The sequence below is a fragment of the Paenibacillus dauci genome (assembly GCF_000971985.1).
GTDB classification, from domain to species: domain Bacteria; phylum Bacillota; class Bacilli; order Paenibacillales; family Paenibacillaceae; genus Saccharibacillus; species Saccharibacillus dauci.
Genome location: NZ_LAQQ01000001.1, coordinates 293,728 through 317,018, shown reverse-complemented (window position 1 = coordinate 317,018; position 23,291 = coordinate 293,728). Strand labels below are relative to the sequence as shown.

General features: G+C 46.7%; 20 protein-coding genes and 1 pseudogene. 19 read left to right on the top strand and 2 right to left on the bottom strand.

What is annotated here, in order from left to right:
* Positions 1–31: 31 nt before the first annotated feature.
* Positions 32–958, bottom strand: a complete 927-nt coding sequence (locus WH46_RS08790; protein WP_046226447.1) for an AraC family transcriptional regulator — start codon at positions 956–958, stop codon at positions 32–34.
* Between the two features lie 185 nt (positions 959–1,143).
* Here WH46_RS08790 and WH46_RS24495 point away from each other — a divergent pair, with 185 nt between their 5' ends.
* The 18 genes and pseudogenes from WH46_RS24495 to cntE all read left to right on the top strand — a co-directional run bounded on the left by WH46_RS24495 (position 1,144) and on the right by cntE (position 20,179).
* Positions 1,144–1,278, top strand: a complete 135-nt coding sequence (locus WH46_RS24495; protein ID WP_269430600.1) for a hypothetical protein — start codon at positions 1,144–1,146, stop codon at positions 1,276–1,278.
* 154 nt (positions 1,279–1,432) lie between these two features.
* Positions 1,433–2,413 (top strand): aldo/keto reductase, encoded by a 981-nt coding sequence (locus tag WH46_RS08785; protein WP_046226446.1) that lies wholly within the window; start codon positions 1,433–1,435, stop codon positions 2,411–2,413.
* 102 nt (positions 2,414–2,515) lie between these two features.
* On the top strand, positions 2,516–3,367 hold the full coding sequence (locus tag WH46_RS08780) for an aldo/keto reductase (protein ID WP_046226445.1): 852 nt from the start codon (positions 2,516–2,518) through the stop codon (positions 3,365–3,367).
* 489 nt (positions 3,368–3,856) lie between these two features.
* Positions 3,857–4,558, top strand: coding sequence for a hypothetical protein (locus tag WH46_RS08775; protein ID WP_046226444.1), 702 nt, complete (start codon positions 3,857–3,859; stop codon positions 4,556–4,558).
* Between the two features lie 596 nt (positions 4,559–5,154).
* Positions 5,155–7,386, top strand: a complete 2,232-nt coding sequence (locus tag WH46_RS08770; protein ID WP_046226443.1) for a TerD family protein — start codon at positions 5,155–5,157, stop codon at positions 7,384–7,386.
* Positions 7,387–7,467: 81 nt separating this feature from the next.
* Positions 7,468–7,974, top strand: coding sequence for a hypothetical protein (locus WH46_RS23350; protein WP_052714170.1), 507 nt, complete (start codon positions 7,468–7,470; stop codon positions 7,972–7,974).
* A gap of 141 nt (positions 7,975–8,115) precedes the next feature.
* Positions 8,116–8,991, top strand: a complete 876-nt coding sequence (locus tag WH46_RS08760; protein ID WP_046226442.1) for an aldo/keto reductase — start codon at positions 8,116–8,118, stop codon at positions 8,989–8,991.
* A 225-nt stretch (positions 8,992–9,216) separates the two neighbouring features.
* The gene (locus tag WH46_RS08755) at positions 9,217–9,798 is read left to right on the top strand and encodes a LysE family translocator (protein ID WP_046227164.1); all 582 of its coding nucleotides are present in this window, start codon (positions 9,217–9,219) and stop codon (positions 9,796–9,798) included.
* A 24-nt stretch (positions 9,799–9,822) separates the two neighbouring features.
* On the top strand, positions 9,823–10,599 hold the full coding sequence (locus WH46_RS08750; protein ID WP_046226441.1) for an AraC family transcriptional regulator: 777 nt from the start codon (positions 9,823–9,825) through the stop codon (positions 10,597–10,599).
* 285 nt (positions 10,600–10,884) lie between these two features.
* Entirely contained in the window at positions 10,885–11,721 is an 837-nt protein-coding gene (locus WH46_RS08745) for a histidine racemase CntK family protein (RefSeq protein ID WP_046226440.1), read from the top strand.
* 94 nt (positions 11,722–11,815) lie between these two features.
* Positions 11,816–12,619 (top strand): class I SAM-dependent methyltransferase, encoded by an 804-nt coding sequence (locus WH46_RS08740; RefSeq protein ID WP_046226439.1) that lies wholly within the window; start codon positions 11,816–11,818, stop codon positions 12,617–12,619.
* Positions 12,616–13,913: pseudogene (locus WH46_RS08735) on the top strand (opine metallophore biosynthesis dehydrogenase). The gene WH46_RS08740 and the pseudogene WH46_RS08735 overlap by 4 nt, the downstream one beginning before the upstream one ends.
* A gap of 13 nt (positions 13,914–13,926) precedes the next feature.
* On the top strand, positions 13,927–15,540 hold the full coding sequence (gene cntA / locus WH46_RS08730) for a staphylopine-dependent metal ABC transporter substrate-binding lipoprotein (RefSeq protein WP_046226438.1): 1,614 nt from the start codon (positions 13,927–13,929) through the stop codon (positions 15,538–15,540).
* A 44-nt stretch (positions 15,541–15,584) separates the two neighbouring features.
* Entirely contained in the window at positions 15,585–16,517 is a 933-nt protein-coding gene (gene opp1B / locus WH46_RS08725; RefSeq protein WP_046226437.1) for a nickel/cobalt ABC transporter permease, read from the top strand.
* Positions 16,518–17,399, top strand: a complete 882-nt coding sequence (gene cntC / locus WH46_RS08720; RefSeq protein WP_046226436.1) for a staphylopine uptake ABC transporter permease subunit CntC — start codon at positions 16,518–16,520, stop codon at positions 17,397–17,399.
* Positions 17,396–18,208 carry a staphylopine uptake ABC transporter ATP-binding protein CntF gene (gene cntF / locus WH46_RS08715; RefSeq protein WP_046226435.1) on the top strand — a complete coding sequence of 271 codons (813 nt, stop codon included), beginning with the start codon at positions 17,396–17,398 and terminating at the stop codon, positions 18,206–18,208. The genes cntC and cntF overlap by 4 nt, the downstream gene beginning before the upstream one ends.
* A gap of 2 nt (positions 18,209–18,210) precedes the next feature.
* Positions 18,211–18,957, top strand: coding sequence for an ABC transporter ATP-binding protein (locus WH46_RS08710; protein WP_046226434.1), 747 nt, complete (start codon positions 18,211–18,213; stop codon positions 18,955–18,957).
* A gap of 19 nt (positions 18,958–18,976) precedes the next feature.
* The gene (cntE, locus tag WH46_RS08705; protein ID WP_046226433.1) at positions 18,977–20,179 is read left to right on the top strand and encodes a staphylopine family metallophore export MFS transporter CntE; all 1,203 of its coding nucleotides are present in this window, start codon (positions 18,977–18,979) and stop codon (positions 20,177–20,179) included.
* Here cntE and WH46_RS08700 read toward each other — a convergent pair.
* On the bottom strand, positions 20,163–21,008 hold the full coding sequence (locus WH46_RS08700; RefSeq protein WP_046226432.1) for an AraC family transcriptional regulator: 846 nt from the start codon (positions 21,006–21,008) through the stop codon (positions 20,163–20,165). The two genes, cntE and WH46_RS08700, sit on opposite strands and share 17 nt — an antisense overlap.
* A gap of 175 nt (positions 21,009–21,183) precedes the next feature.
* Between WH46_RS08700 and WH46_RS08695 the strand changes: the two genes are divergently transcribed.
* Complete coding sequence (locus tag WH46_RS08695; protein ID WP_046226431.1) at positions 21,184–23,235, top strand: beta-galactosidase; 2,052 nt, start codon at positions 21,184–21,186, stop codon at positions 23,233–23,235.
* Positions 23,236–23,291 lie beyond the last annotated feature (56 nt).

The following is a 23,291-nucleotide window of genomic DNA, read 5'->3' as shown; positions in this document are numbered from 1 at the left end:
TTTTCTATTCGCTTCAATAGGCATTATTTGGCTATTCAGCAGAAGGTAACAGAGTGCGTTCATACTGCTCCTTTAACCGCTTGATATCGGTTCGAGGCGGAGCGCCGAATGAGCGGGAATATTCACGGCTAAATTGGGATGCGCTCTCGTATCCAACACGAAAGGCTACGTCCGCCGCATCTGCCGATTCGGTCAGCAGCAGACGACGGGCTTCCTGAAGACGAAGCTGTTTCTGGAATTGCAGCGGACTCATCGCGGTCACTTCCTTGAAGTTACGATGAAAGGAAGAAACGCTCATATTCGCCAGCTCGGCTAATTCTTCAATACGAAGCGGCTGATTATAATGGTGGGTAATCTGCTCGATCGCATCCCTTATGCGGTACGTACTGGTACCTTCCATGGCAATCTGTGCCAGTGTAGAACCATAGGGTCCCTGCAATAATCGGTACAATATCTCTCTGCTGCACATTGGAGCGAGAAAAGGAATATCCTGCGGCCGATCCAGCAGACGCGTCAACCGCAGAACCGCATCCAGCAGTTCGGATTGAATATCGCCTACAAACAGAGCGCGGCTGGTATGTTCTCTGGATACCGACGGCAGTTCAAAATTATTCAGTACCTCGATAATCTCATTTTGCGTAAATTCCAGCTTGAAAGCCAAATAAGGTTCATCCGGTGTAGCCTGAATCACCTGGCCGACCACTGGCAGATTCATCGTAGCGACCAGAAAATCGGAAGGACCGTAATTATAGCGTTCTTTTGCCAAAAATATATCTTTATGTCCATTGGAAATATAACAGAAACACGGATTATATACGGTATGAGCAGGCTCAGTAGTATGAGAGTAACGGATCAGAAACAAGGAAGGAATAGCTGTGTGTTGTGCTCCTTCCTCCGTGCAGTGTCGCCGGATCAGATTGGCCATTTCTGTCTGTTGCATCAGCATAGGATCAGTCATAGTTACCTCCTCTGTAAAAGTGTAATAGGAATTATTTGTTCATTATACGCTGATTACAATTGGGATGTTAATCCTCATAAGAGAAATAGGCAATCATTTAAGACGATCAAGATAACGGCCTGGCTGTCCTATACGGCATAATGAATCCATAGCCACAACAACAATCATCCAGGGAGGAGAAGCGAATGGAAAAGTTTAACGAATGGCTCGACAAAGCCATGATTCGCAGGCTGACGGATATGATTGCTCTGGAACAGGAGGCTGTTTTTAAAGAAATCTACCAGAGCTCTCTTCGCAAGCTGTATTCTAGATATAGTTGATCCCAATCATCTAGAGATCGGCATGGGCAGTGTACTGTTATGATGAAGTAATCCTAGCGAAATCCTTATACACTGCCAGCAGTATGCAGAACAACTACCTGGCAACAACAGGCATAACACGTAACCACCATCTACCAAAGGAGTGTGTAACATTATGGAATATACGAAACTTGGAAATACAGGTCTGGATGTATCGCGAATCTGTCTGGGATGTATGGGGTTCGGAGATCCGGGACGCTGGACGCATCCCTGGGTGCTGAATGAAGAGAATAGCCGTCCAATTATCAAAAAGGCACTGGATCTGGGAATCAACTTTTTTGACACAGCGAATATCTATTCTACGGGAGCGAGTGAGGAAGTAGTGGGACGCGCACTCAAGGAATACGCCAATCGGGATGAAATTGTCCTTGCGACCAAAGTATTTATACGTATGCATGAAGGTCCCAATGGAGCAGGTCTTTCCCGCAAAGCGATTATGAGCGAGATCGACAAAAGCCTGAAACGTCTCGGAACTGATTATGTTGATTTGTATCAGATCCATCGCTGGGATTACAATACGCCGATTGAGGAGACGATGGAAGCACTACACGATCTGGTCAAAGCAGGCAAAGTGAGATATATCGGCGCATCTGCTATGTATGCTTGGCAGTTCCTCAAGGCGCTCAATGTAGCAGAGCGCAATAACTGGACACGCTTTGTATCGATGCAGGATCACCTGAATCTGCTGTACCGTGAAGAAGAACGCGAGATGCTGCCGCTATGCCGGGCAGAAGGTATCGGCGTCATTCCATACAGTCCGCTCGCTTCGGGACGTCTGACCCGTGATCCGGAGACTGTCACCCACCGCTCGGAGACGGATCAGGTACAGCGATCCAAATATGACAAAACCGCCGATCAGGACCGGGTCATCGTGGAACGTGTCGCCCAGCTGGCTGATAAATATAGCGTACCGCGTGTACAAATTGCGATAGCATGGCTACTGCAAAAGGCTCCGGTTACTGCTCCGATTATCGGTGCGACCAAGCTATCCCATCTGGATGATGCAGTCGCTGCTCTTGACGTTACATTGACCGCAGAAGACGTAGCGTTTCTGGAAGAACCGTATGTACCCCATGCGATTGTAGGATTTAATTAATATACGAAGCTTGATTATACTGAATAAAAAGGGGATAGCCGCTAAACGACATAGCTATCCCTCCCAAAGATAAACAATGAGCAGTAAAATGGAGGTTAAACAATGCAGACAGTAACGTTAAATAATGGAATCGAAATGCCGATCCTGGGCTTTGGTGTATATCAGATCAATGATGCACAAGAATGCGAACAATCTGTTTATGAAGCCATTCAGGCAGGGTATCGTCTGATTGATACAGCGGCTGCCTATCGTAATGAAGAGGCCGTAGGACGAGCAATTCGGCGCAGTGGCATGCCTAGAGAAGAGCTTTTTATTACAACCAAGCTATGGATACAGGATACTGGTTATGAGAATACCCGCAAAGCTTTTGCTGCTTCACTTGAGAAGCTGGGACTCGATTATATGGATCTGTATTTGATTCATCAACCATTTGGAGATGTATATGGTTCCTGGCGAGCCATGGAAGAGCTCTATCATGAAGGCAAAATCAAGGCAATAGGTGTCAGCAACTTCTACCCGGATCGTCTGGTCGATCTGATCATGCATAATGAAGTTGTCCCTGCAGTGAATCAGGTAGAGACCCATCCGTTCTGTCAACAACTGGAGAGCCAGCAGATCATGCAGGAATATAATGTACAGATCGAGTCATGGGGACCTTTTGCCGAAGGACGAAACAATATGTTTGAGAATGAAGTGTTGAGTACTATTGGCAAAAAGCACAACAAATCAGTTGCTCAGGTAGTGCTGCGATGGCTGATTCAGCGTGATATTGTAGTTATTCCCAAGTCTGTTCGCAAAGAACGGATTATAGAAAACTTCGATGTATTCAACTTTGAATTGGAACGGAATGAGATGGAGCAAATCGCCGCTCTGGATAGGAAAGAGAGCAGTTTCTTCTCGCATCGTGATCCAGAAATAGTGAAAAATCTGGGAAATGTTAAAATCCACGATTGATCATTGTTCAAGACTTGAATAGAAGAAGGATAATGAAAAGGAAATAGATTACGCATTAAAGAGAAAAGCATAAATAAATCAATGATTATTGAGGCGTACGAATAGTGTGCCTCTTTTTTAAGTTGTTTTTGCAAAAAAAATATGTCGAACATAAAAATTAAGAAGAGTTTTGAATGAACAATTTTCAATTGGAAATATTGAATTTACTCACCAAAATAAAAAATTCAACATGTGAAAAATTCACAATAATAAAACATATATTACTTAGATACCTCATACGATACGCAAACCAACCACCACTATAAAATAAAAAAGAAAAATATCTCATTTCTTAACAAGATGCAACAAAAATAATTGAATTGAATACATTTTCATGATCAGAATATATTCAATAAAAAAGAATTCACTATACTTATACCCTGTTAATCTTCACTACTATAGAGGAGAATAACCACATACATAACAAACCAACAAAGGAGCTTTCCTATAATGAGTGACACATTTCTTAATTTAACATGCAGTTGCGGAAGTAACCCAGAGGTATACCCCCAGCTGGATAAGGGATATGATATATTTGCTTTTGAAAGTGCAGTAAGCTGGGTAGAAGCTTTTACCGCAGATGAAAAGAACTCCGAAAATCCACATCGCTGGATACTAAGAGATCATCGACCTCAGATAGGAGAAGAGGTTGTAATCGAAGTGACATTCCCGTTCAATTACGAACCGGGAGATACCTTCTGGGGATTGTTCTCGCCACCTTACTCCTTTATAAATGGATGGGAACACAGCAAACAGGATGAAATTAATCAGTCCGCTTTTATACAAAGCCAATTTCTATCGATAATTGATCGCAGTGAGAGGAGTGCCCGAATCAGGACACAAACCCAAAAAGTATACCTGCTACCAGAGATCGGAACTCATTTGAAAGAACAAGACGGAAGTGGCTATTTGAAAGAAATGGGCATGTTCAGAGGACTTCATCTGGATCGATTCGACAATTGGCTTTACTTTACAGATGGAGCCCAAGGAGATATAGGCATCTGGGCACTTCTGCATATAAGAGAAAATAACTATTATCTCGTAGCTTATGGCGATTGGGGCTTTCATAGAGATTATATATACGGCGGCAATTTACGAGTACTTTCAGCAGAAGTGGATCTGCTGATCAGTCAAGCAAAAGTGACAGGGTAGCTCAGCTCACGTAAGCAGCATCTACCAGATACCAGATTGCAATATAAGACAGGATACGTTAATATTTAAAACATTATAAAGCCGCAGGCTATGGAAAAGCTTCCTTCTACTATTGGGGACCGGACACCGGGGACATTGTCTACCGGGCCGGTAAATCAGCGTTTCCGCTCTCCTGCGGTTTTTTGTGTTTTCTTTAACGTGTATCTGCAAACGATATATTCTTCCTCGAATGTATACTTCGCCATACTTGTGCCCTGTTCGCTTCAACCGAGATCACGTACACTAAGAGCATAGATAAACCGCAGGCTATTGGAAGACTTCCTTCTAAACACATCCAAAGTATAGTGTTCCAGCTCTCCTGCGGGATATCGTCAACGTATAGCTTATTACTTACTATAATGTGCAACCCAAGCGATTCTTCAAACAACTCTATACTGTTATCACCTGATAGATATGAATTCCAACAACCGGTCATGCAAGTTATCCCATTTTAGAATATCAAATAAGCTGCAGGCTATCGGAATGCTTCCTTCTACCACCCTTGAACCAGCGTTCCGGCTCTCCTGCAGTTTTTCCTTAACAAGGAGGCTTTACATATGAATATACAAAATCCCCATATCGCTATACCGTCACCAATTATTAATCCGATTCTGCTGCGCCGCAGTCAGAAAATTATACTTTCTTCACAGCATCCCGTAGCACAGCCGATGTCCGATCCAGCTATACTCGCGAGTCTGCTCAAAAATATCGAAAGTCTGGGTTACACCTTTTCCCCGGAATTGGTACAGGCAGCCCTTCAGCTAAATAAAATTGAACTTACTGAGCTGTATCAATCCATCGTACCGATGCTGCAGAAGATGCTGGGCGCTCATGTACAGCATCGACCGATGTATCCGAATTTTCCCGATCAGGTTATGGAATCTTCCGAAGTGGAGCTGTATCTGAATGCCGTTATTCATTATATGTATGGCACATTCCCGGACACAGAGATCAAGCAACGTCCTCTTAGCCTGGATCACAAAAAGCTTAAGGTGATCGGTTTGGGTACTGAGCAGGAATCGCTGCAGATGATGCGCAATCTGGTTACTGCCAACGGTTCACTTTCCGAAGAGGATAAAGAGGATCTAAAGGCTGCTCTCCAGCATATTTCCGATGTGAACATGCTTCTGCCAGAAGAAATCCCCTATAAGGAAAATGCAGCTTGGATCGCCTCGGTTCTACTGGAGGAAGGACTGGCAAGTATAGAGCGGTTAGCACGTTACTTCCGTACCGCTACGGATGTACTGCGCCTCGCAGCAGGACTGTCGGGTCTGGATACAAGCTTATACTGGGCCAAACGTATTCCGGAGCTGACCCAGCCTTTTCAAAATATATACAATTTGAATCAGAGTATGCAGGTACAGGTGACCAATAACCAGGCAGCGCTACCTGTCTATCATTTCCGTAAATTCAAGCGCGCGGAGCGACGTCTGCTGCTCGGACTACTGGAAAAGACAACAGCGCCGCTGGAAGATATGCTGCTATACCGGGAATTATGGAAACGTCTTGGAGAGATCCTCCATCCTGGGGAAATGCGCAACCGTTATCCTGTAGCATTCGAAGCCTTTACCCGACTACGCCGGGAGAAACAAATTCCAACCTTCCGTAGTGAAGTGGAACAAGGACTGCAGACAAGGGACATAGCTGTACTCTCCACACTTGCTTCCCGTCCCGGTGAACTGGCACGACGATTGGATCTTTTACTGCGTTCTCAGCCGCAGGCCACCGAAGAAATTCTGAATACTTTTGCAAATGTAATAACAAATATTGCATCACCACTACTGCTGCAGCTGATGACACATTTCAAACATCGTCATGAACAGCGTCCATACCGGGTCTTTTTCCCGAAAGGTAATATGGGCAAAGTGGTCGCTGTCCCTAACCGATTGCCGTCTATTAAAAACGATCGATCCGATGCTGTAGTACAGCTGATTACTGTAGAACTACGAACACGATTTGCAGAACGACCAACACTGGGCCGCGTGTATATCGATCCGGTGCTAGCGAAGATACCGGTACCTTTCTCGCAGCGTTCTGCCAGTAAGTCCTTGCGCCCACTACCACGTGGAAGCCGGGTTGCTATGCCGGCAGGGGAGACTGTTCGTCTGTTCTGCTGGTGGACCAATCTGCGAGATGGAGACAAGAATCAGCGCCGAGTCGATGTCGATCTGTCTCTGGTTCTGCTAGATGAGCACTGGAATTCGATCGAGACGCTGGCATTTTATAATTTGAAAGAATCCTATGGTGCACACAGCGGTGATATTACGGATGGAGGCAAGGATGGTGCGTCGGAATTCATCGATCTGCATATACCGGCAGTACTACAGGCGACTCAAGCCCGTTATGCGATGGTCCAGGTATCTTGCTTTACCCGTCAGGCCTTTTCGGAACTGCCGGAATGCTTTGCGGGATTCATGATGCGTACCTACAGCCAGACCGGCGAGATCTATGATCCACGTACCGTCGAGACCAAATTCGATCTGACTGTCGATGCCCAGCAAGCCGTTCCACTGGCACTGGATCTGCAGCAGCGAGAGATGATCTGGATGGATGCCGTTCTCAAAAATCGAAGCTTTGCCATTACCGCCGAGCAGAATATGAATGGAATTGAGATGCTTGGACATGCCTTTACAGATATACGAAAAGCGACGCTGGCAGAGCTGTTCACGCTGCATGCAGAAGTACGCGGTACTCTGGTCGATTCCATAGAAGAAGCGGATACTGTGTTTGCTATGGAAGAGGGGATTACACCTTATCAGACCGATGTAATCCTGGGTGAGTATTTATAAGAAGCATTATCTCGAGCAAAGATATAATGGTTCACAACCGTTCTCTCATAAAGCAAATACGCTCATAAAGGAGTAATGACCTTGGACTCTACCTCTATACAATATACTAGCTACACCAAGCAGCACATGGATATTATCCAATCAGGCGTTGATAGTATTAAAGACTTTTTGGAAAAAGAAAATCATCGGGAAAAACAGAATTTATTGTTTTGTATGGATCGCTTTCTCGATCCATGGTTTGGTTATCAGCTTCCTTATACTGACCAGATTATCATTTTGCTGCAGCAGCACTTATTTGTAGAGGAATCTTCCGAGATTCAAATGGATATTCTGGATTTGCTGTGCCAATATGGTCAGCAAAAGCTGGATATTCTGGCACAGCATGTTGGAAACTTCGAACTGGATCTGCAGAATGATCCTACAGATCAATCCAAAGTAGAAGTGTTAGCTAATGCTTTATGTGCATTGGGACTTACTTATAATCGCAAATACATCCCGATTGTTACAGTGTATGAAGCTTACGATAATCCGGTCATTCGGAAAGTTGCTACCGAAGCGCTGCAAGAACTTGCTCTCGCTAAATCATGATACTATCGGTCACATGCTGCAAAAACCACCTCAAAAAATAATATCCTTTTTATCGATAAAAAGACGACATTAAGGGTAAATATATAATTAGGTATAGAATAGTAAGCAAATCCTAATCCGTAAATGAGAGGTGTTTTTCATATGACAACCGAAAACCTGAATGCCGCTGCTGCTGGCACGTTCAAGATCGGCGGCGATCTGGAAGTTAATCGTCTTGGTTATGGAAGTATGCAATTGACCGGCAAAGGGGTATGGGGTGATCCGAAAGATCCGGATGAAGCAGTGCGTGTATTACAGCGCGCCGTAGAGCTGGGTGTTAATTTTATTGATACGGCAGATTCCTACGGTCCGTTTGTAGCCGAACAGTTAATTCGTAAAGCGCTACATCCATATAAGGATGGACTGATTATTGCAACCAAAGCGGGTCTGACTCGTTCAGGTCCGGATGATTGGCGTCCGGTGGGACGTCCGGAATATTTGCGTCAACAGGCGGAACTGAGCCTGCGACATCTTGGACTAGAGCGGATCGATCTGTTCCAATTGCACCGAATCGATCCTCAAGTACCGCTGGAAGAACAACTTGGCGAACTGGAAAAGCTGCGCCAGGAAGGCAAAATTCGTCATATCGGACTAAGTGAAGTAAATGTAGAAGAACTGCAGGCAGCCAGCAAAATCACCCAAATAGCATCTGTGCAAAATCTGTACAATCTGTCCACCCGCAAATCGGAAGACCTGCTGAATGAAGCGCAAAAGCAAAATATCGCCTTTATCCCATGGTTCCCGCTTGCAACCGGTAAACTCGCCCGCGAAGGCGGTCCGCTGGACGAAATCTCCAAAAAGCTGAATGCCAAACCGGCACAGATCGCGCTTGCCTGGTTACTACGTCGTTCGCCAGTCATTCTGCCGATTCCGGGTACATCGACCGTGTCCCATCTGGACGAGAATATTGAAGCAGCGAATTTGCAGCTGAGCGATGAAGATTTTGCTACACTCGACAAACTCTCCGAACAGGAATAACAGAGTCGAACCATCACGCTTATCAATGGTGGAAAATAAAGAAAACCCGCAGTGCCTCATTATGGCGCTGTGGGTTTTCTGTTTTTCTATTACCACCCATTAAGAAATGATATAAACAGACGTATTTCTTTTTCGTCTGTCTGCAATAATATACTATAGCCATTCTCTAAAGGCAGGTATAGTGATGTAAAAAACACCGACAACATGCAGAAAGGGGTTTTTCTCATCAGTATCCTGTCTTTTTTATTGTACTGCTTCATCGTCACCTTCACACCTGGACCAAGCAATATTATGATTCTCTCCATTTCGCAAAAGGAAGGCACAGCGAAGGCACTTCGTTATACGTATGGTGCTACGCTCGCATTCGGATTGCTGTTGACAGCATCGGCATTATTGAGTGGTCTACTCGCTGTTCTATTACCCAAAATACTGATTGGTATGCAGATGATCGGCAGTCTGTATATGCTGTATCTGGCATACCAGATTTCACGCAGATCCAAATCATCTGCACCGGGTACGTTCAGTCAGATGGGGACATTCCGCTCTGGTTTTATAACCCAGTTTGTAAATCCAAAAGTCATCCTGTTTACGATGACCGTTATTCCGACCTTTATTATGCCATATAATCCAGAGGCTACCGGACTCATGATAGGGGTGCTCGGCATTACCTGTATCGGATTTCTTGCCTATGCAACGTGGGTAATGTTTGGTACAATTTTTAAACAGTTTTTACAGCGGCATCAGCGGATCGCCAATCTGGTCATGACTCTTTTTCTGATCTATGCGGCTGTCATGCTATGGATATAATTCACGGCTGGAGAGGTGATCATTTTGGAGAAATTCATTTACAAACAGTCGGCAGGTATCACGGCTTTATCTGCAAGTATTACTGATTTCACATACAAAAGACACTCCCATCAGGAATACGCCATGGGTGTAACCCTGCGGGGAATTCAGCATTTCACGATGGACGGAAGCTTGCAGTTATCTCATCAGAACGGAGTCATGCTGTTTAACCCCGAGCAGGCTCATGATGGGATGGCACATGATCGTAATGGACTGGATTATGTCATGCTGTATATCGATCCGCCATTGCTGCTGGAAGCCATGGAGAAAAAGGAAATCATGCGCTTTGCTGCGCCAATCGTATATGATCAACAGCTCAAACAGCGGATTATCGCGCTGGCGCACAGCATCCTAAATGAAAAAGATGAAGCACTATGCAGTGAACGACTCGTCTCTCTCACAGATGGACTGGCAGAGACAAATCTCTCTACTAGCTACAAAGCAGATAATGGCATGCTCCGGGCAGCCAAATATATGATCCATGATAACCTGGAGACCGTACTGCGACTGGAAGAGATCTGCGAGGAGTTAGGATTGTCCAAATTCCAGTTTATCCGGTTTTTCAAAATGCATACCGGGATTTCGCCATACCAGTATTTTCTCAATTGCAAGCTTGAACGCGCCAAGCGGTTAATCGAAAAGAACCGGGATATTTACTCGGCGGTGGCAGAATGCGGATTTGTGGATCTGACACATCTGAACAAACATTTCAAAAGTGTGTATGGCACTACGGCGTTTGAATATATGACTCATCTTGGTTAGCGGTATTGGACCGATCCTGCTGGGTGCACTGGTTTTCCTTTTTCCACTATAGATGCCTGATAAACGAGGCTGAAAAGCATAAACATCGGAAAAGCTGTATGTAATGCAGTGATTCGGATGCTTATGCTTTTTGTGTTTTTATGAGATGGAATAGTAGTCATTAAAAAGAATTGTTGACATTATTTATTAAACTATTATATTCTTATTAACGATAATCGTAATCATTACTATTATTATTCAGAGGACATGGTACTTCTCTAACGAACTAATGAGAGGAGATGAGTCATGAAGCAAGAAGTGGATTTTGTAAAATGCAGTCCTACGCAAAATATGACTGTTCTGGTGAAGAGCCGGCATCCGGTAGAAGATCATTTGCATATCGCTGCAAGGCTGATGTCTTACGACAGTGTGCATGCCGAACAGGTTGGTTTTGTAGAGGAATCGGTACAATATCCAAATGCAGCTGCCTATTTGCGAATGGCTGGGGGCGAATTTTGTGGAAATGCCTGTATGGCGTTGGCAGCATTACTGGCAGCAGAGCGAGGAGTGAGTCCACTGGATACAAGTCATATTCTGCTGGAGACCTCCGGGACCGATCAGCTGATTGACTGTCAGGTTCGTTGGGATGAAGATGGATATCACTGCCGAATCTCGATGCCTGTACCCGAGAAGATCCATCTCCGAACCCTGCAATATGGAGAGCGAAATTGGGAGGCTACCGAGCTGATCTATCATGATGCTATACACCTCGTCATGGAAGTCCAGCAGTTCAGCAATGCGATTCGGGAAGAAGCTGAAGCATTGGTCCGCACGGTAGATGTTGATGATCGATTCAGTCTGATAGGCATGATGCTCTATGATGCAAAGTCTGGAGAAATGGCGCCGCTCATCTACGTACCGCTGCTGGATAGTCTGATCTGGGAAAGAGGATGTGGTTCGGGTACTGCCTCTATGGGAGCCTATCTGGCGTGGAAACATCGAAGAAATATCACTGCTGATATAAGGCAGCCAGGCGATACAATTCATGTGGCTGCCGATTACGGACAGCAAGGCCTGAGCAAATTGGAGATTGAAGGTACGGTTGGGATTGTGGCAAAAGGCAAAGCATTTATTCACGCGTAATCATTGTCTTGTTCAATAGATGGTTTTGTCCTGGCATGACAAAATCAACCCACTGAAGCCTCTGACTATAATAACGAAATTGGAGTGATGTCCCATGGAGAAGCTGGCAAGTATACAGGATAGTCTGAATTATTACCGGGATTCATTTCAGCAGGCAGCCGCCCAGTATGATCAGACGATGACCCATCATATGGAGCTGCAGAAGTTGATCGATGATTACTCGCGTTTTATTACCGATCCGCATCATCAGCAGATATGGGAGCGATTACAGGATGAGGAAGCTGTGCATCTGTCTCTGATCGCAGAGGATCTAAGACATATCTCTGCCTGGTGTGTAGCGTTGATGGAGAAATACCGTGCACTGAAATTGCTGGAAGGCAGCAGCGGAATCACTGATTATTTCAAAAATATCGAATCCTGTATCGAGCAGGAGTTTGGCGGAGTGCAAGTCACCGGCGAATCACGGGTACTGATGATCGGCTCCGGCTCGTTCCCTATGACACCAATGCTTATTGCAAGACGTACAGGGGCTGAAGTGATCGGAATAGATATTGACGAAGAATCGATTCAACTGGGAAGATCCGTTATCGATCAATTGGGACCGGAACTAAATATACGGCTGCTGTCTGCTCCAGTAGAAGAGCTCGATGTTACGGGTACGGCTACTCATATCATTTTCAGTTCTACCGTTGCGCAGAAATACGATATTCTAGATCGATTATATCCTTTAACCAACCGCAAAGTTGTCGTAGCCATGAGGTATGGCAATGATCTCAAATCGCTGTTTAATTTCCCTTTACAGGAAACCGATCCCCGGAAATGGAAGCTAACCGAAACGATATTGCGACCGGATCAGGTGTTTGATATCGCTCTGTACCGAAAGGAGTCTGCACAATGAATGTATTCGGCAATGTGCTGCTGCTGGGCACAGGACCGGTAGCGATTCAATTGGCGGTGATGCTGAAAAATCAGCTGAATTGTACGATCGGAATTGCCGGTAGACCATCATCCCGTTCGGCACAGCTTATGGACGCACTGGAAAAGAGCGGCGGAGTAGTTGAGTTCATATTCAGAACGAACAGCATCACCGCATGGCAGGGCAATGCCGGATGGATCATAGATATACCGGATATCTAGATATCACCGGGCAATGGGATACACTGATCCTCGCTGTAACGACAGATGCCTATACGACTGTACTGAAGCAGATCGACAGGGAAGTTCTACAGCATGTTCGTTCTATTCTACTCATCTCGCCAACCTTTGGCTCAGGTCATCTGGTTCATCATTACATAAAGCAATTCAATCCGGCAACCGAAGTGATCAGCTTCTCCACCTACCATGGGGATACACGCTGGGCACATCAACAACCTTCTTGTACCGTACTGACGACAGCGGTCAAAAAGAAAATCTATGCCGGTTCCGTACAAGGAAAGTCTCCCCGACTCATCTATTTACAGGAAATGTATCATCGATTGGGGGTGCAGCTGCAGATGATGGATTCACCGCTGGAAGCGGAGACGAGGAATATCTCTCTGTATGTGCATCCGCCGCTGTTCATGAATGATATTGCACTACAAGCCATTTTTGGTGAGGATTCGATTCCGAGATATGTCTACAAATTGTATCCGGAAGGCCCGATCACCCAGGAGCTGATTCGAAGCATGCTCACCCAGTGGCAAGAGATCACATCCATTCTGAAGAAGCTGGATATCTCCGGTATCAATCTGCTGAAGTTTATGATTGACGATAATTATCCAGTGCGGTCGGAAAGTCTGAAACGTCAGGATATCGATAATTTTGATCAGCTGGATACGATTCATCAGCAGTATTTACTGTATATCCGCTACGCATCACTACTCATTGATCCTTTTTCCGAACCGGATCGCCAAGGAAGATATTTCGACTTCTCTGCTGTACCGTTCCGTCAGGTATTTATCAATCAGGAGGGTGAGCTGGATATTCCGCGTATGCCGCAAGAAGACTATTACCGAATCAAAATGATACAGGGAATTGCCCGTCACACGAGTACTCCCTGTCCAATGATCGATGAGTTTATCCGCCGATATGAATATACGATTCGGGAGTATGCACAGAACCATTCGGAACAATCTCTATCATCTGCATTCACAGTACAAAATTTCCATGAAGATCTGAACAGGATCTGCAGTACTATTCAGCCTGTTCACTAAGGAGAGAATCATTATGTCCAAGTCATTTGCCAAAATCATGCTGCTGATTGCACTGGCGGCTACGATCCTGTCTGCCTGCTCCCCTGCAGGTGAATCTTCATCCCGCCCTACAGCTTCTGCTTCCAACAACGAAATAACCTATGCTACCGCCAAAGATATTAATGATATGAATCCCCATCTGTACACCGGATCAATGCCGGCTCAGGGGATGGTATACGAATCACTGGTAGAGAACACGAGTGAAGGAATCAAGCCGCTGCTTGCATCCTCCTGGGAAATCTCCAAAGACGGCAAAGTATACACCTTTCATCTGCATCAGGACGTAAAGTTCCATGATGGCGAACCCTTTAATGCCGAAGCGGTCAAACAAAATATTGACGCTGTTCAGCATAATGCGGAGAAGCATTCCTGGATCAAATTATCCACAAAAATTGTGGAGTGCAAAGTGATCGATGAGCATACCGTTCAGTTAACCTTGTCCGAACCGTATTATCCTGCTCTGGCAGAACTGTCCATGACTCGCCCGTATGTATTCCTATCACCCAAGGATTTCAAAAATGGAGAGACGATGAATGGAGTCAACGGCTACCATGGTACCGGCCCCTATGTACTCACAGCCCATGAACCGGAGCAGTACGCAACATTCGAAGCTAATACTGACTACTGGAACGGAGCACCTTCGATCCATAAAATTACTGCCAAAGTACTGCCGGCAGGAGAAACAACATTCCTGGCCCTACAAAAAGGAGAAGTGAACTTTGCTTTTACCGATGACCGCGGAGCAGACAGTATGGATGTGGAAGCCATGAAGCAGCTGGAAGCATCCGGGGATTATCAGATTGTACGAAGTGAATCGATGAACACCAAGATGATCGTCGCCAACAGCAGCCGATCCGGCAGTCCGGTTCATGAGACGGCTGTTCGGCAGGCACTCTGGCATGCGGTCGATCGAGAGACAATCAGCCGCGATATTATGGGCGGTACCGAGACAGCTGCGAACACCCTCTTTTCCAGTAATGTAAATAATGCGGATGTACCGCTGGAAACAAGAAGCTACGATCTGGCAAAAGCAGGGTCACTTCTGGAACAGGCAGGCTGGAAACTGGATGCCGGCAGCGGAACCCGAAGCAAAAACGGCGTGCCACTAAGCATGAGCATGTACTATGACAGCAACTCTTCTTCGCAGAAAATCCAGGCGGAGCTGATCCAGAGTGCGGCTGCCTCGATTGGAATACAGTTGAAGCTGGTTGGTGAAGAATCTGCCTCGATCGCCAACCGCCGAACAACAGGCGAGTATGATCTGCTGTTCAATCAGACCTGGGGATTGGCTTACGATCCGCAGAGTACCATTTCGGGATTCACTTCTGAAAATGCGTATTTGCATACAACTCAGGGTATTGCCCAATCCGGACAGCTATATGAAAAAATCAATCAGGTGATGGTATCGTCGGACGAACAAAAACGCAAAGCACTCTATGCGGATATTCTGCGTACGGTTCATAAGGAAGCGGTCTTTATCCCGCTTACCAACGGTAATATTACGGTCGTTGCACCAAGCAATCTGCAGCATATTTCATTCAAGCAGACACAATACGAGCTGCCCTTTGAATTAATGAGCTTTCAATAATCAGCAGGGCATGAATTCATGCATGCTCAGAGGAGGAATTCCTGTTGGGAATGTATATCATTAGAAGAATGCTGCTTGCCGTTCCGCTGTTATGGGCGATTTCCCTGCTGACTTTTATACTGATCAATCTGTCTCCAATGGACCCGGCAGTAGTGGTGCTGCAGGCACAGGGTGTACCGTCGATTACCGATGAACTGATTGAACGTACACAGCAGCAGCTTGGACTGGATCAGCCTTTTCTTGTCCGCTATTTGAACTGGATGCTGGACTGTCTGCAGCTGGATTTTGGGAACTCCTATATTACAGGACAGTCTGTCTGGGCGCTGATCGGACCGGCTTTTCTGAATACACTGCGGTTAACACTGGTATCTGCAGTAAGCATTATAGCCGTATCCGTTTTGCTTGGCGTGCTCTGTGCACTCCAGGCAGGAAGGGTATTGGATAAATCGGTGCGCACACTGGCCTTCATCCTGACGGCTATTCCGTCTTACGGACTGGCGGCACTGTTGGTCTGGTATTTCTCGGTTCGACTGGATCTGCTGCCGACGAGCGGTATGGATTCGTATCGCAGCTATATTTTACCGGTACTGATTATTACGATCAGTTATGCTGGCCTGTACTTCCGCAATGTACGCAGCTCTATGCTCAGTAATATGAACAAGGACTATGTACTGTACGGGCGGGCATCCGGGCTACCCGAGAGAGTCATTACTATGCATATTTTACGGAATTCCCTGCAGGTAGCGATCTCGATATTCTGCATGGCTATCCCTATTATCCTCGGCAGTACGGTTGTAGTAGAAAATGTATTTGCCTGGCCGGGGCTTGGCAGTCTGAGTATACGTGCCATCTTGAGTCGGGACTTTCCCGTGATTCAGGCGTATGTGCTGATTCTGGCTGTCTCGTTTGTTATCTTCAATGCGATCTCGGATATGATCAATGCTGCGATGAATCCCAAATTAAGGAATGGTCTATAAATGAATGTATGGAAAAATTCAGCCATGGATAAAATGGGGCAGCTGTCCCTGATCGTTGTGGTTGGTGTGATTATTGCCGGATTATCTGCTCCTGTGCTGGCACCGCATGATCCGCTGGCTGTGCAGATGAGTCTGCGATATGCGGAGCCATCATGGGAATATCTGCTGGGTAACGATCAATTGGGCCGATGTATCCTGTCCCGATTACTATATGGGATTCGTCCCAGCGTGCTGGCTGTCCTGGTAGTATTGCTGCTGTCCGTACTAATCGGGGCGATACTCGGATTCCTGGCAGGCTATTTTAGAGGCAAAACCGATACCTGGATTATGCGAATATGCGATGTTGTTCTTTCTTTTCCCGGTTATGTCATGACACTTGCGATGGTCGGCATACTGGGTGTTGGACTGGAGAATATACTGATTGCGTTTGTACTCACCAAGTGGGCATGGTTTGCGCGCGTTATACGGACATCGGTACTGCAATATACGGAAATGGATTATATCCAGTTTGCCCGCACGACGGGTATGGGGCATGGAGCGATTATCCGGCGCCACCTGATCCCGGTTACTTTTGCCGATATTGCGGTTACAGCCAGTAGCTCGGTCGGTTCGATGATTTTGCAAATTTCCGGATTCTCCTTTCTCGGGTTGGGCATTCAGGCACCTCAGGCCGAATGGGGCATGATGCTGAATGAAGCCAGGGAAGTGATGTTTACCCGGCCGGAAATGATGCTTCCGCCAGCGATTGCGATTGTGATCGTTGTCTCCGCTTTTCATTTTCTGGCGGATTCTTTGCAGGTGGCGCTTGATCCCCGGCTGCGTCAGTCCGGCCTACAGCCGGATCGTCTACCGGATCAGCAGGAGGTGGCGGTAAGGCTATGAATATACTGGAAGTGAATCATCTGAATATCCATGATATCCACATCGGAGAGCCAATTGTAAAGGATATTTCCTTTGATCTGCAGCAGGGACAATGTCTGGCTATTGTAGGGGAAAGTGGCAGCGGGAAGTCGGTCACCTGCCGATCGATCATGAAGCTGAATCCATCTTCTCTACAGCAGTCGGGCAGCATCGTATTTCAGGGAATCGATCTGAATACGCTGACTGATCAACAGATGCGGAAGAGACGAGGCAAGCAGATTGGCATGATTATGCAAAATGGTATGAGTGCTTTTGACCCTTCTTGTGTCATTGGTACTCATCTACGGGAGACGCTGGGCCAACATTATGGCTGGAACCGCAGCAAGATAGACGAACGCATGCATATAGCGATGCACAGCGTTATGCTGAATCATCCCGATCGGCTGATGAACCGATATCCACATGAGTTGTCGGGAGGGATGCTGCAGCGGATAATGATTGCACTTACTTTGGTACTGGAGCCGGATATCCTGATTGCCGATGAGCCGACGACTGCACTGGATATGCTATCCCAGCAGGAAGTGATGGCACAGTTTATCCGTTTGCGCCATACACTGGGATGCTCGATGATTTTCATTTCGCACGATCTTGGAGCTGTTCGCCATATCGCAGATCATATTCTGATTATGAAAGACGGAAAAGTGATCGAGCGCGGAGAAACCGAGCAGTTATTCACTGCACCACGGCAGGAGTATACTCGCGATCTGCTCTCGGCCCGGTTCGCGCTGGATAACCATTTCAGACAGCTGATGGAGAGAAAGGAAGGCTGAATATGCTGCAAGTTCAGAATATAGAGAAATCATACCGAACCGGCGGATTATGGAAAAAGCAATCGCAACAGGTACTTCGCAGCGTAAGCTTTACCTGTAAGGAAGGCGAGTGCCTCGGTATTATTGGTGAAAGCGGCAGCGGCAAATCTACATTGGGACGTCTGATCCTGGGTATTGATCAACCCGACCAGGGAGCGATTCTGTTCTATGGGCAATCTGTAGAGCAGAGGAAGGTACGACGGGGAATGATCAGCGCCGTATTTCAGGATTATACCTCATCAATTAATCCCTTTTATACAGTAGAACAGGCGATCAGGGAACCGCTGGAGCAGGAAGGGCAATCACGCATGGAGCAGAGCAGGCGGATAGATGAACTGTTGGAGCAGGTGGGGTTAAGTCTGGATTATCGATCCAAATATCCCCATGAATTGTCCGGCGGCGAAGCGCAGCGGGTATGCATTGCCAGAGCAGTATCGACCAGACCGCGCTATCTTGTGCTGGATGAGGCGATCAGCTCGCTGGATGTGCGGATTCAGGTACAGGTACTTCATTTGCTCCAGGAACTGAAGTCCGTCTATGGGATGGGTTATATCTTTATTACGCATGATATTCAGGCGGCCGCTTATATGTGCGAGCGAATGATCATTTTTCAAAAAGGACAGATTGTAGAGACAATCGATACCGCGAGGTTAAGTGATGTACAGTCCGATTATGGCCGTACACTGCTGAGTGCAGCGATTGCACGATAGACGATAAGGAGGAGAATCAGTGAACGGAGCGCTATCCTGGCCCTTTTTGCGGCTGTATATTCTGGTGCTGGGTTATTTCAGTGCCAACGCGATCCTCAATGTGATTATTCCGCTGCAGGGGAATGCCTGGGGAGCGAGCAATACAGCCATTGGTGTGATTATGGGCGCTTATTTATTTACGACCATGTTTTTCCGGCCCTGGGCCGGGCAGATGATTCAGCAGCATGGCCCGATCCGTGTACTGCGCATTATTCTGGTGATTAATGCATTGGCACTTGTGCTGTACACGTTCACAGGACCGGCAGGGTATCTGCTGGCACGAATTCTGCAAGGCGTATCCACTGCCTTTTTCTCGATGGCACTGCAGATCGGAATTATCGATGCGCTGCCGGAGAAAGATCGATCCCAGGGGATTTCCCTTTATTCATTATGTTCTTATATGCCCGGGATTATTGCTCCGGTGTTGGCACTGGGTATCTGGCAGAGTGGGAACAGTAATTACTTTACCCTGACGATGATAGCGATAGCGATCTTCACCGGAGTATTCGGATATACGGTTCGAATGGACCGCAATCGGAAGGCAACGAATCAGACGGGCACACCGCAGCGCCTGGGAACATGGTCATCTTTCAATCAGCTGATGAGAAATCCGCTGCTGCGCAATTGCAGTGTGATTATGCTGGCTGCTTCTACTGTATTTGGAGCGATTACGACCTTTATCCCGTTATATGCTGCCCAGCTGTCCAGCGGTAGTGCAGGTATCTATCTGATGCTTCAGGCAGCGAGTGTAGTGATTGCACGGTTTGCACTTCGTAAAAAAATCCCTTCGGACGGGCGCTGGCATACACCATTTATTATCGGAGCACTGGTACTGCTGACGATAGCCGCGCAGTTGGTAAGTATATCGATTGTCGGAGGATTCTTGTTCTTGTATAGCGGAGCTGTATTGATGGGTATCGCTCAGGCAGTCATTTATCCGACGCTGACCACGTATCTCAGTTTTGTACTGCCCGAGCAGAGCCGCAATATATTGATGGGTCTGTTTATTGCGACAGCCGATCTGGGTATGTCGCTGGGCAGTATCCTTATGGGTCCGCTGGCAGACTATTGGTCGTATTCCTGGATGTATGGCATTTGTGCAGCAGTCGGCGTTCTACTGATTCTGTTTGTACTACTGCAGCAGCAGGTGATGAGAACTGGAATGATCAGGAATCCCAGCTGATCCGGAATTGTTCCGGCGTCATATGAACCACTTTTTTGAAGCAATGAATAAAGTAGCTGCTCTGCGAAAATCCCGACTCCAGTGCAATCTCGCGAATAGGAATATCGGTCGACAGCAGCAGCTTCTTGGCATACAAAATACGTGATTCCAGCAAATAGGCGGTAGGAGTCACGCCCATGGACTGGTGAAATTTACGTGTAAAATAGGGCACGCTGTACCCGGTAAAACGGGCAATATCCGTAATCGACAAAGCACGGGTGCAGTGTTCACGCATATAATCGGCTGCGGCATGGATGCCGGGCAGCGATGGGTCACGGGGCAGATGCAGGGAGACTGCATCTTTCATAATATGCAGCAGCAGCTCATATAGCACAGCCGATACACGCATCTCCTGCTTCAGATCAAAAGCCGCTCCAAGCTTCATTAATTCATCCATGCACTGATTAACCGTATGTACATCCTTTAGCTGAAACAGCCATACTTCACCTATTCCCCGATTCCCCATAAAAGACTGCAGTTCATGCGTAGCAAAGTGAATCCAGCGTATATCCCACGGATCGTGCTCATCTGCTTCATAGCATTCCGGCAGACCCGGCCCATACAGGAATCCGTGTCCGGCACCAAGTTCATATCTCGTTCCGCCCCAGGTCACATATCCTTTGCCCTGCAGGATAAAATGAAGATTATACAGCTGATCCAACTGAAAATCACTGCTTTTGGCAGGACGGTTCACGGCATGCGTCGGATAATCGCTATAGCCGCCAATAAAGTTTGGATAGCAAATATAATGGGGAAATGCAGGCGTTGCAAAGAAAAGATGCTCTCTCATATCCTAAGCCCTCTCCAGGTGAAATTAGTGGTATTCTGCTATTCATTGTACAGGATAGATATGGCTATCGTCATACGTTAATCGCAAAATCGTGTTATCGGGATAATTACTCGTTATATACGAACACGTAAAATGAATCTACAATCAGAGTATCCAAACCATAGAGGTGACCTTAATGACAACATCTATTCAACTCAAGTCTCTGCAATTGGGAGTATGCTATTATCCTGAACACTGGCCGGAATCCCTATGGGAAGATGATCTGCGCCGAATGAAAGAAATGAATCTGTCCCATATCCGGATTGCCGAATTTGCCTGGACAATCTTCGAACCCGAAGAAGGCGTATATCAATTCGATCTGTTCGACCGTTTTCTGGAACTGGCGCAGCAATATGATATGAAAGTAATCATGGGCACACCTACAGCAACGCCTCCGGCATGGCTGACACATAGCTATCCGGAAGTGCTTAATGCCCAAATAGATGGAACCGCTTACCAGCATGGGATGCGCCGCCATTATAATTACAGCAGCCCACGTTATCGTGAGCTGTGTGCAGTGATTACCCGTCAGCTGGCTGAACACTATAAGGATCATCCAGCTGTAATCGGCTGGCAGATCGATAATGAATTCAACTGTGAAATGGCCAGCTTTTATGCGGAAGCGGATCATATCGCTTTCCGCAAATGGGTCAAAGAAAAGTATGTGACGCTGGATGTGCTGAACCAGGCGTGGGGAACCGTATTCTGGAGCCAGACGTATACCGATTGGGAACAGATTCATCTACCGCGTCCTACACCAGCTGATTCGACCAATCCGCATCAAGTACTGGATGAGAAACGGTTCATTTCCCATAATACAATTGAGTTTGCGCGGATTCAGGTGGATATTCTGCGGGAAATCGCGCCTAATCAGTGGATTACAACAAATGGACTGTTCGGTCATCTGGACAGTCATGCATTGACAGAAGAACTACTGGACTTCTTTTCCTATGATTCGTATCCACAGTTCTCGACCATCTCCGGGACTCAGGAAGACAAACCTTTGCTGGATCGGAAATGGAGTCTGAATCTGAGTACAATACGGGATATCTCGGCGAACTTCTGTGTAATGGAACAGCAATCTGGTCCAGGTGGCTGGGTAAACCGGATGGATATGCCTTCTCCGCGTCCTGGTCAGCTGCGACTCTGGACTTATCAGTCTGTACTGCATGGTGCCGATCTGGTCATGTATTTCCGCTGGCGGACAGCGACATTCGGTACCGAGATCTATTGGCACGGGCTGAATGATTATCATAACCGGCCCAATCGCCGGATTGCCGAGGCGACCGGAGTAGGACAGGAATTCGCTGCTATAGGCGAGAAAATTGCCGGTACCCGGTATACAGCCGAGATTGCTATTATTAAAGATTACGAGAATGAATGGGATGGCGAATTCGATATCTGGCATGGCCCGCTGACAGGCAAAAGTATCAACGCATGGTTCAAGCAGCTGCAATATCGCCATCTGCCGGCAGATGTAGTCTATCTGCGTAATCAGCAGCTGAACGATCTGCAGCAGTATAAGCTGCTGATCTATCCGCATGCAGCGATTATGACCGAGCAGACAGCAGCTCTATTGACTGCTTATGTCGAAAATGGCGGTACATTGATCCTAGGCGCACGAACCGGTTACAAAAATGAATACAGCCACTGCCGGATGGAGCCTATGCCTGGACCTGTCGCCAGTCTGTGCGGAATCTCGGTGTCCGACTTTACCATGATCAAAGGAACGGTTCCGGCGTCGGGACTGCAGTGGAAGCACAGTAATACAGTCATGAACGAAGCGGCAGAAGCATTTAATGATATTCTGCATATTGATGATCCCGCTGTAGAGACGATGGCGACCTATACGTCCTGCTATTATGAGGATGCCCCGGCACTTACCCGCCGCAAACAGGGCAAGGGAGAAACATGGTATTACGGAGCAGCCTTTAACGAACAGGTTGTGGATGCTGTGATTGACCTGCTTGGCTATACTTCTCCTGCAGCCGATTGGCTGGACCTTCCGGAGCAGGTAGAGCTTGGGATCCGTAAAGGAGAACAGGGAGAATACATTTTCCTGCTGAATTACGGAGAGCATGCTGCTCATATCCAATTCCGTGAAGCCCGTACCGACCTGCTGACCGGAGAGACGCTACATGGAGATATTTCCATACCGGCGTATGGGGTAATGATTCTGGAACTGTAAATGAATCGATAAGGATTTGGCAAAAAGGATCTGTACTCCGTCAGGAATGTACAGGT

Bases quoted from the DNA above. Each gene is read 5' to 3' on its own strand.
- cntF (WP_046226435.1), top strand. From the start codon at position 17,396: ATGAATATACTGGAAGTGAATCATCTGAATATCCATGATATCCACATC.
- WH46_RS08760 (WP_046226442.1), top strand. From the start codon at position 8,116: ATGACAACCGAAAACCTGAATGCCGCTGCTGCTGGCACGTTCAAGATC.
- WH46_RS08780 (WP_046226445.1), top strand. From the start codon at position 2,516: ATGCAGACAGTAACGTTAAATAATGGAATCGAAATGCCGATCCTGGGC.
- WH46_RS08710 (WP_046226434.1), top strand. From the start codon at position 18,211: ATGCTGCAAGTTCAGAATATAGAGAAATCATACCGAACCGGCGGATTA.
- WH46_RS08785 (WP_046226446.1), top strand. From the start codon at position 1,433: ATGGAATATACGAAACTTGGAAATACAGGTCTGGATGTATCGCGAATC.
- WH46_RS08745 (WP_046226440.1), top strand. From the start codon at position 10,885: ATGAAGCAAGAAGTGGATTTTGTAAAATGCAGTCCTACGCAAAATATG.
- WH46_RS08700 (WP_046226432.1), bottom strand. From the start codon at position 21,008: ATGAGAGAGCATCTTTTCTTTGCAACGCCTGCATTTCCCCATTATATT.
- cntA (WP_046226438.1), top strand. From the start codon at position 13,927: ATGTCCAAGTCATTTGCCAAAATCATGCTGCTGATTGCACTGGCGGCT.
- WH46_RS08790 (WP_046226447.1), bottom strand. From the start codon at position 958: ATGACTGATCCTATGCTGATGCAACAGACAGAAATGGCCAATCTGATC.
- WH46_RS08740 (WP_046226439.1), top strand. From the start codon at position 11,816: ATGGAGAAGCTGGCAAGTATACAGGATAGTCTGAATTATTACCGGGAT.
- WH46_RS08695 (WP_046226431.1), top strand. From the start codon at position 21,184: ATGACAACATCTATTCAACTCAAGTCTCTGCAATTGGGAGTATGCTAT.
- cntC (WP_046226436.1), top strand. From the start codon at position 16,518: ATGAATGTATGGAAAAATTCAGCCATGGATAAAATGGGGCAGCTGTCC.
- WH46_RS08770 (WP_046226443.1), top strand. From the start codon at position 5,155: ATGAATATACAAAATCCCCATATCGCTATACCGTCACCAATTATTAAT.
- WH46_RS24495 (WP_269430600.1), top strand. From the start codon at position 1,144: ATGGAAAAGTTTAACGAATGGCTCGACAAAGCCATGATTCGCAGGCTG.
- WH46_RS08775 (WP_046226444.1), top strand. From the start codon at position 3,857: ATGAGTGACACATTTCTTAATTTAACATGCAGTTGCGGAAGTAACCCA.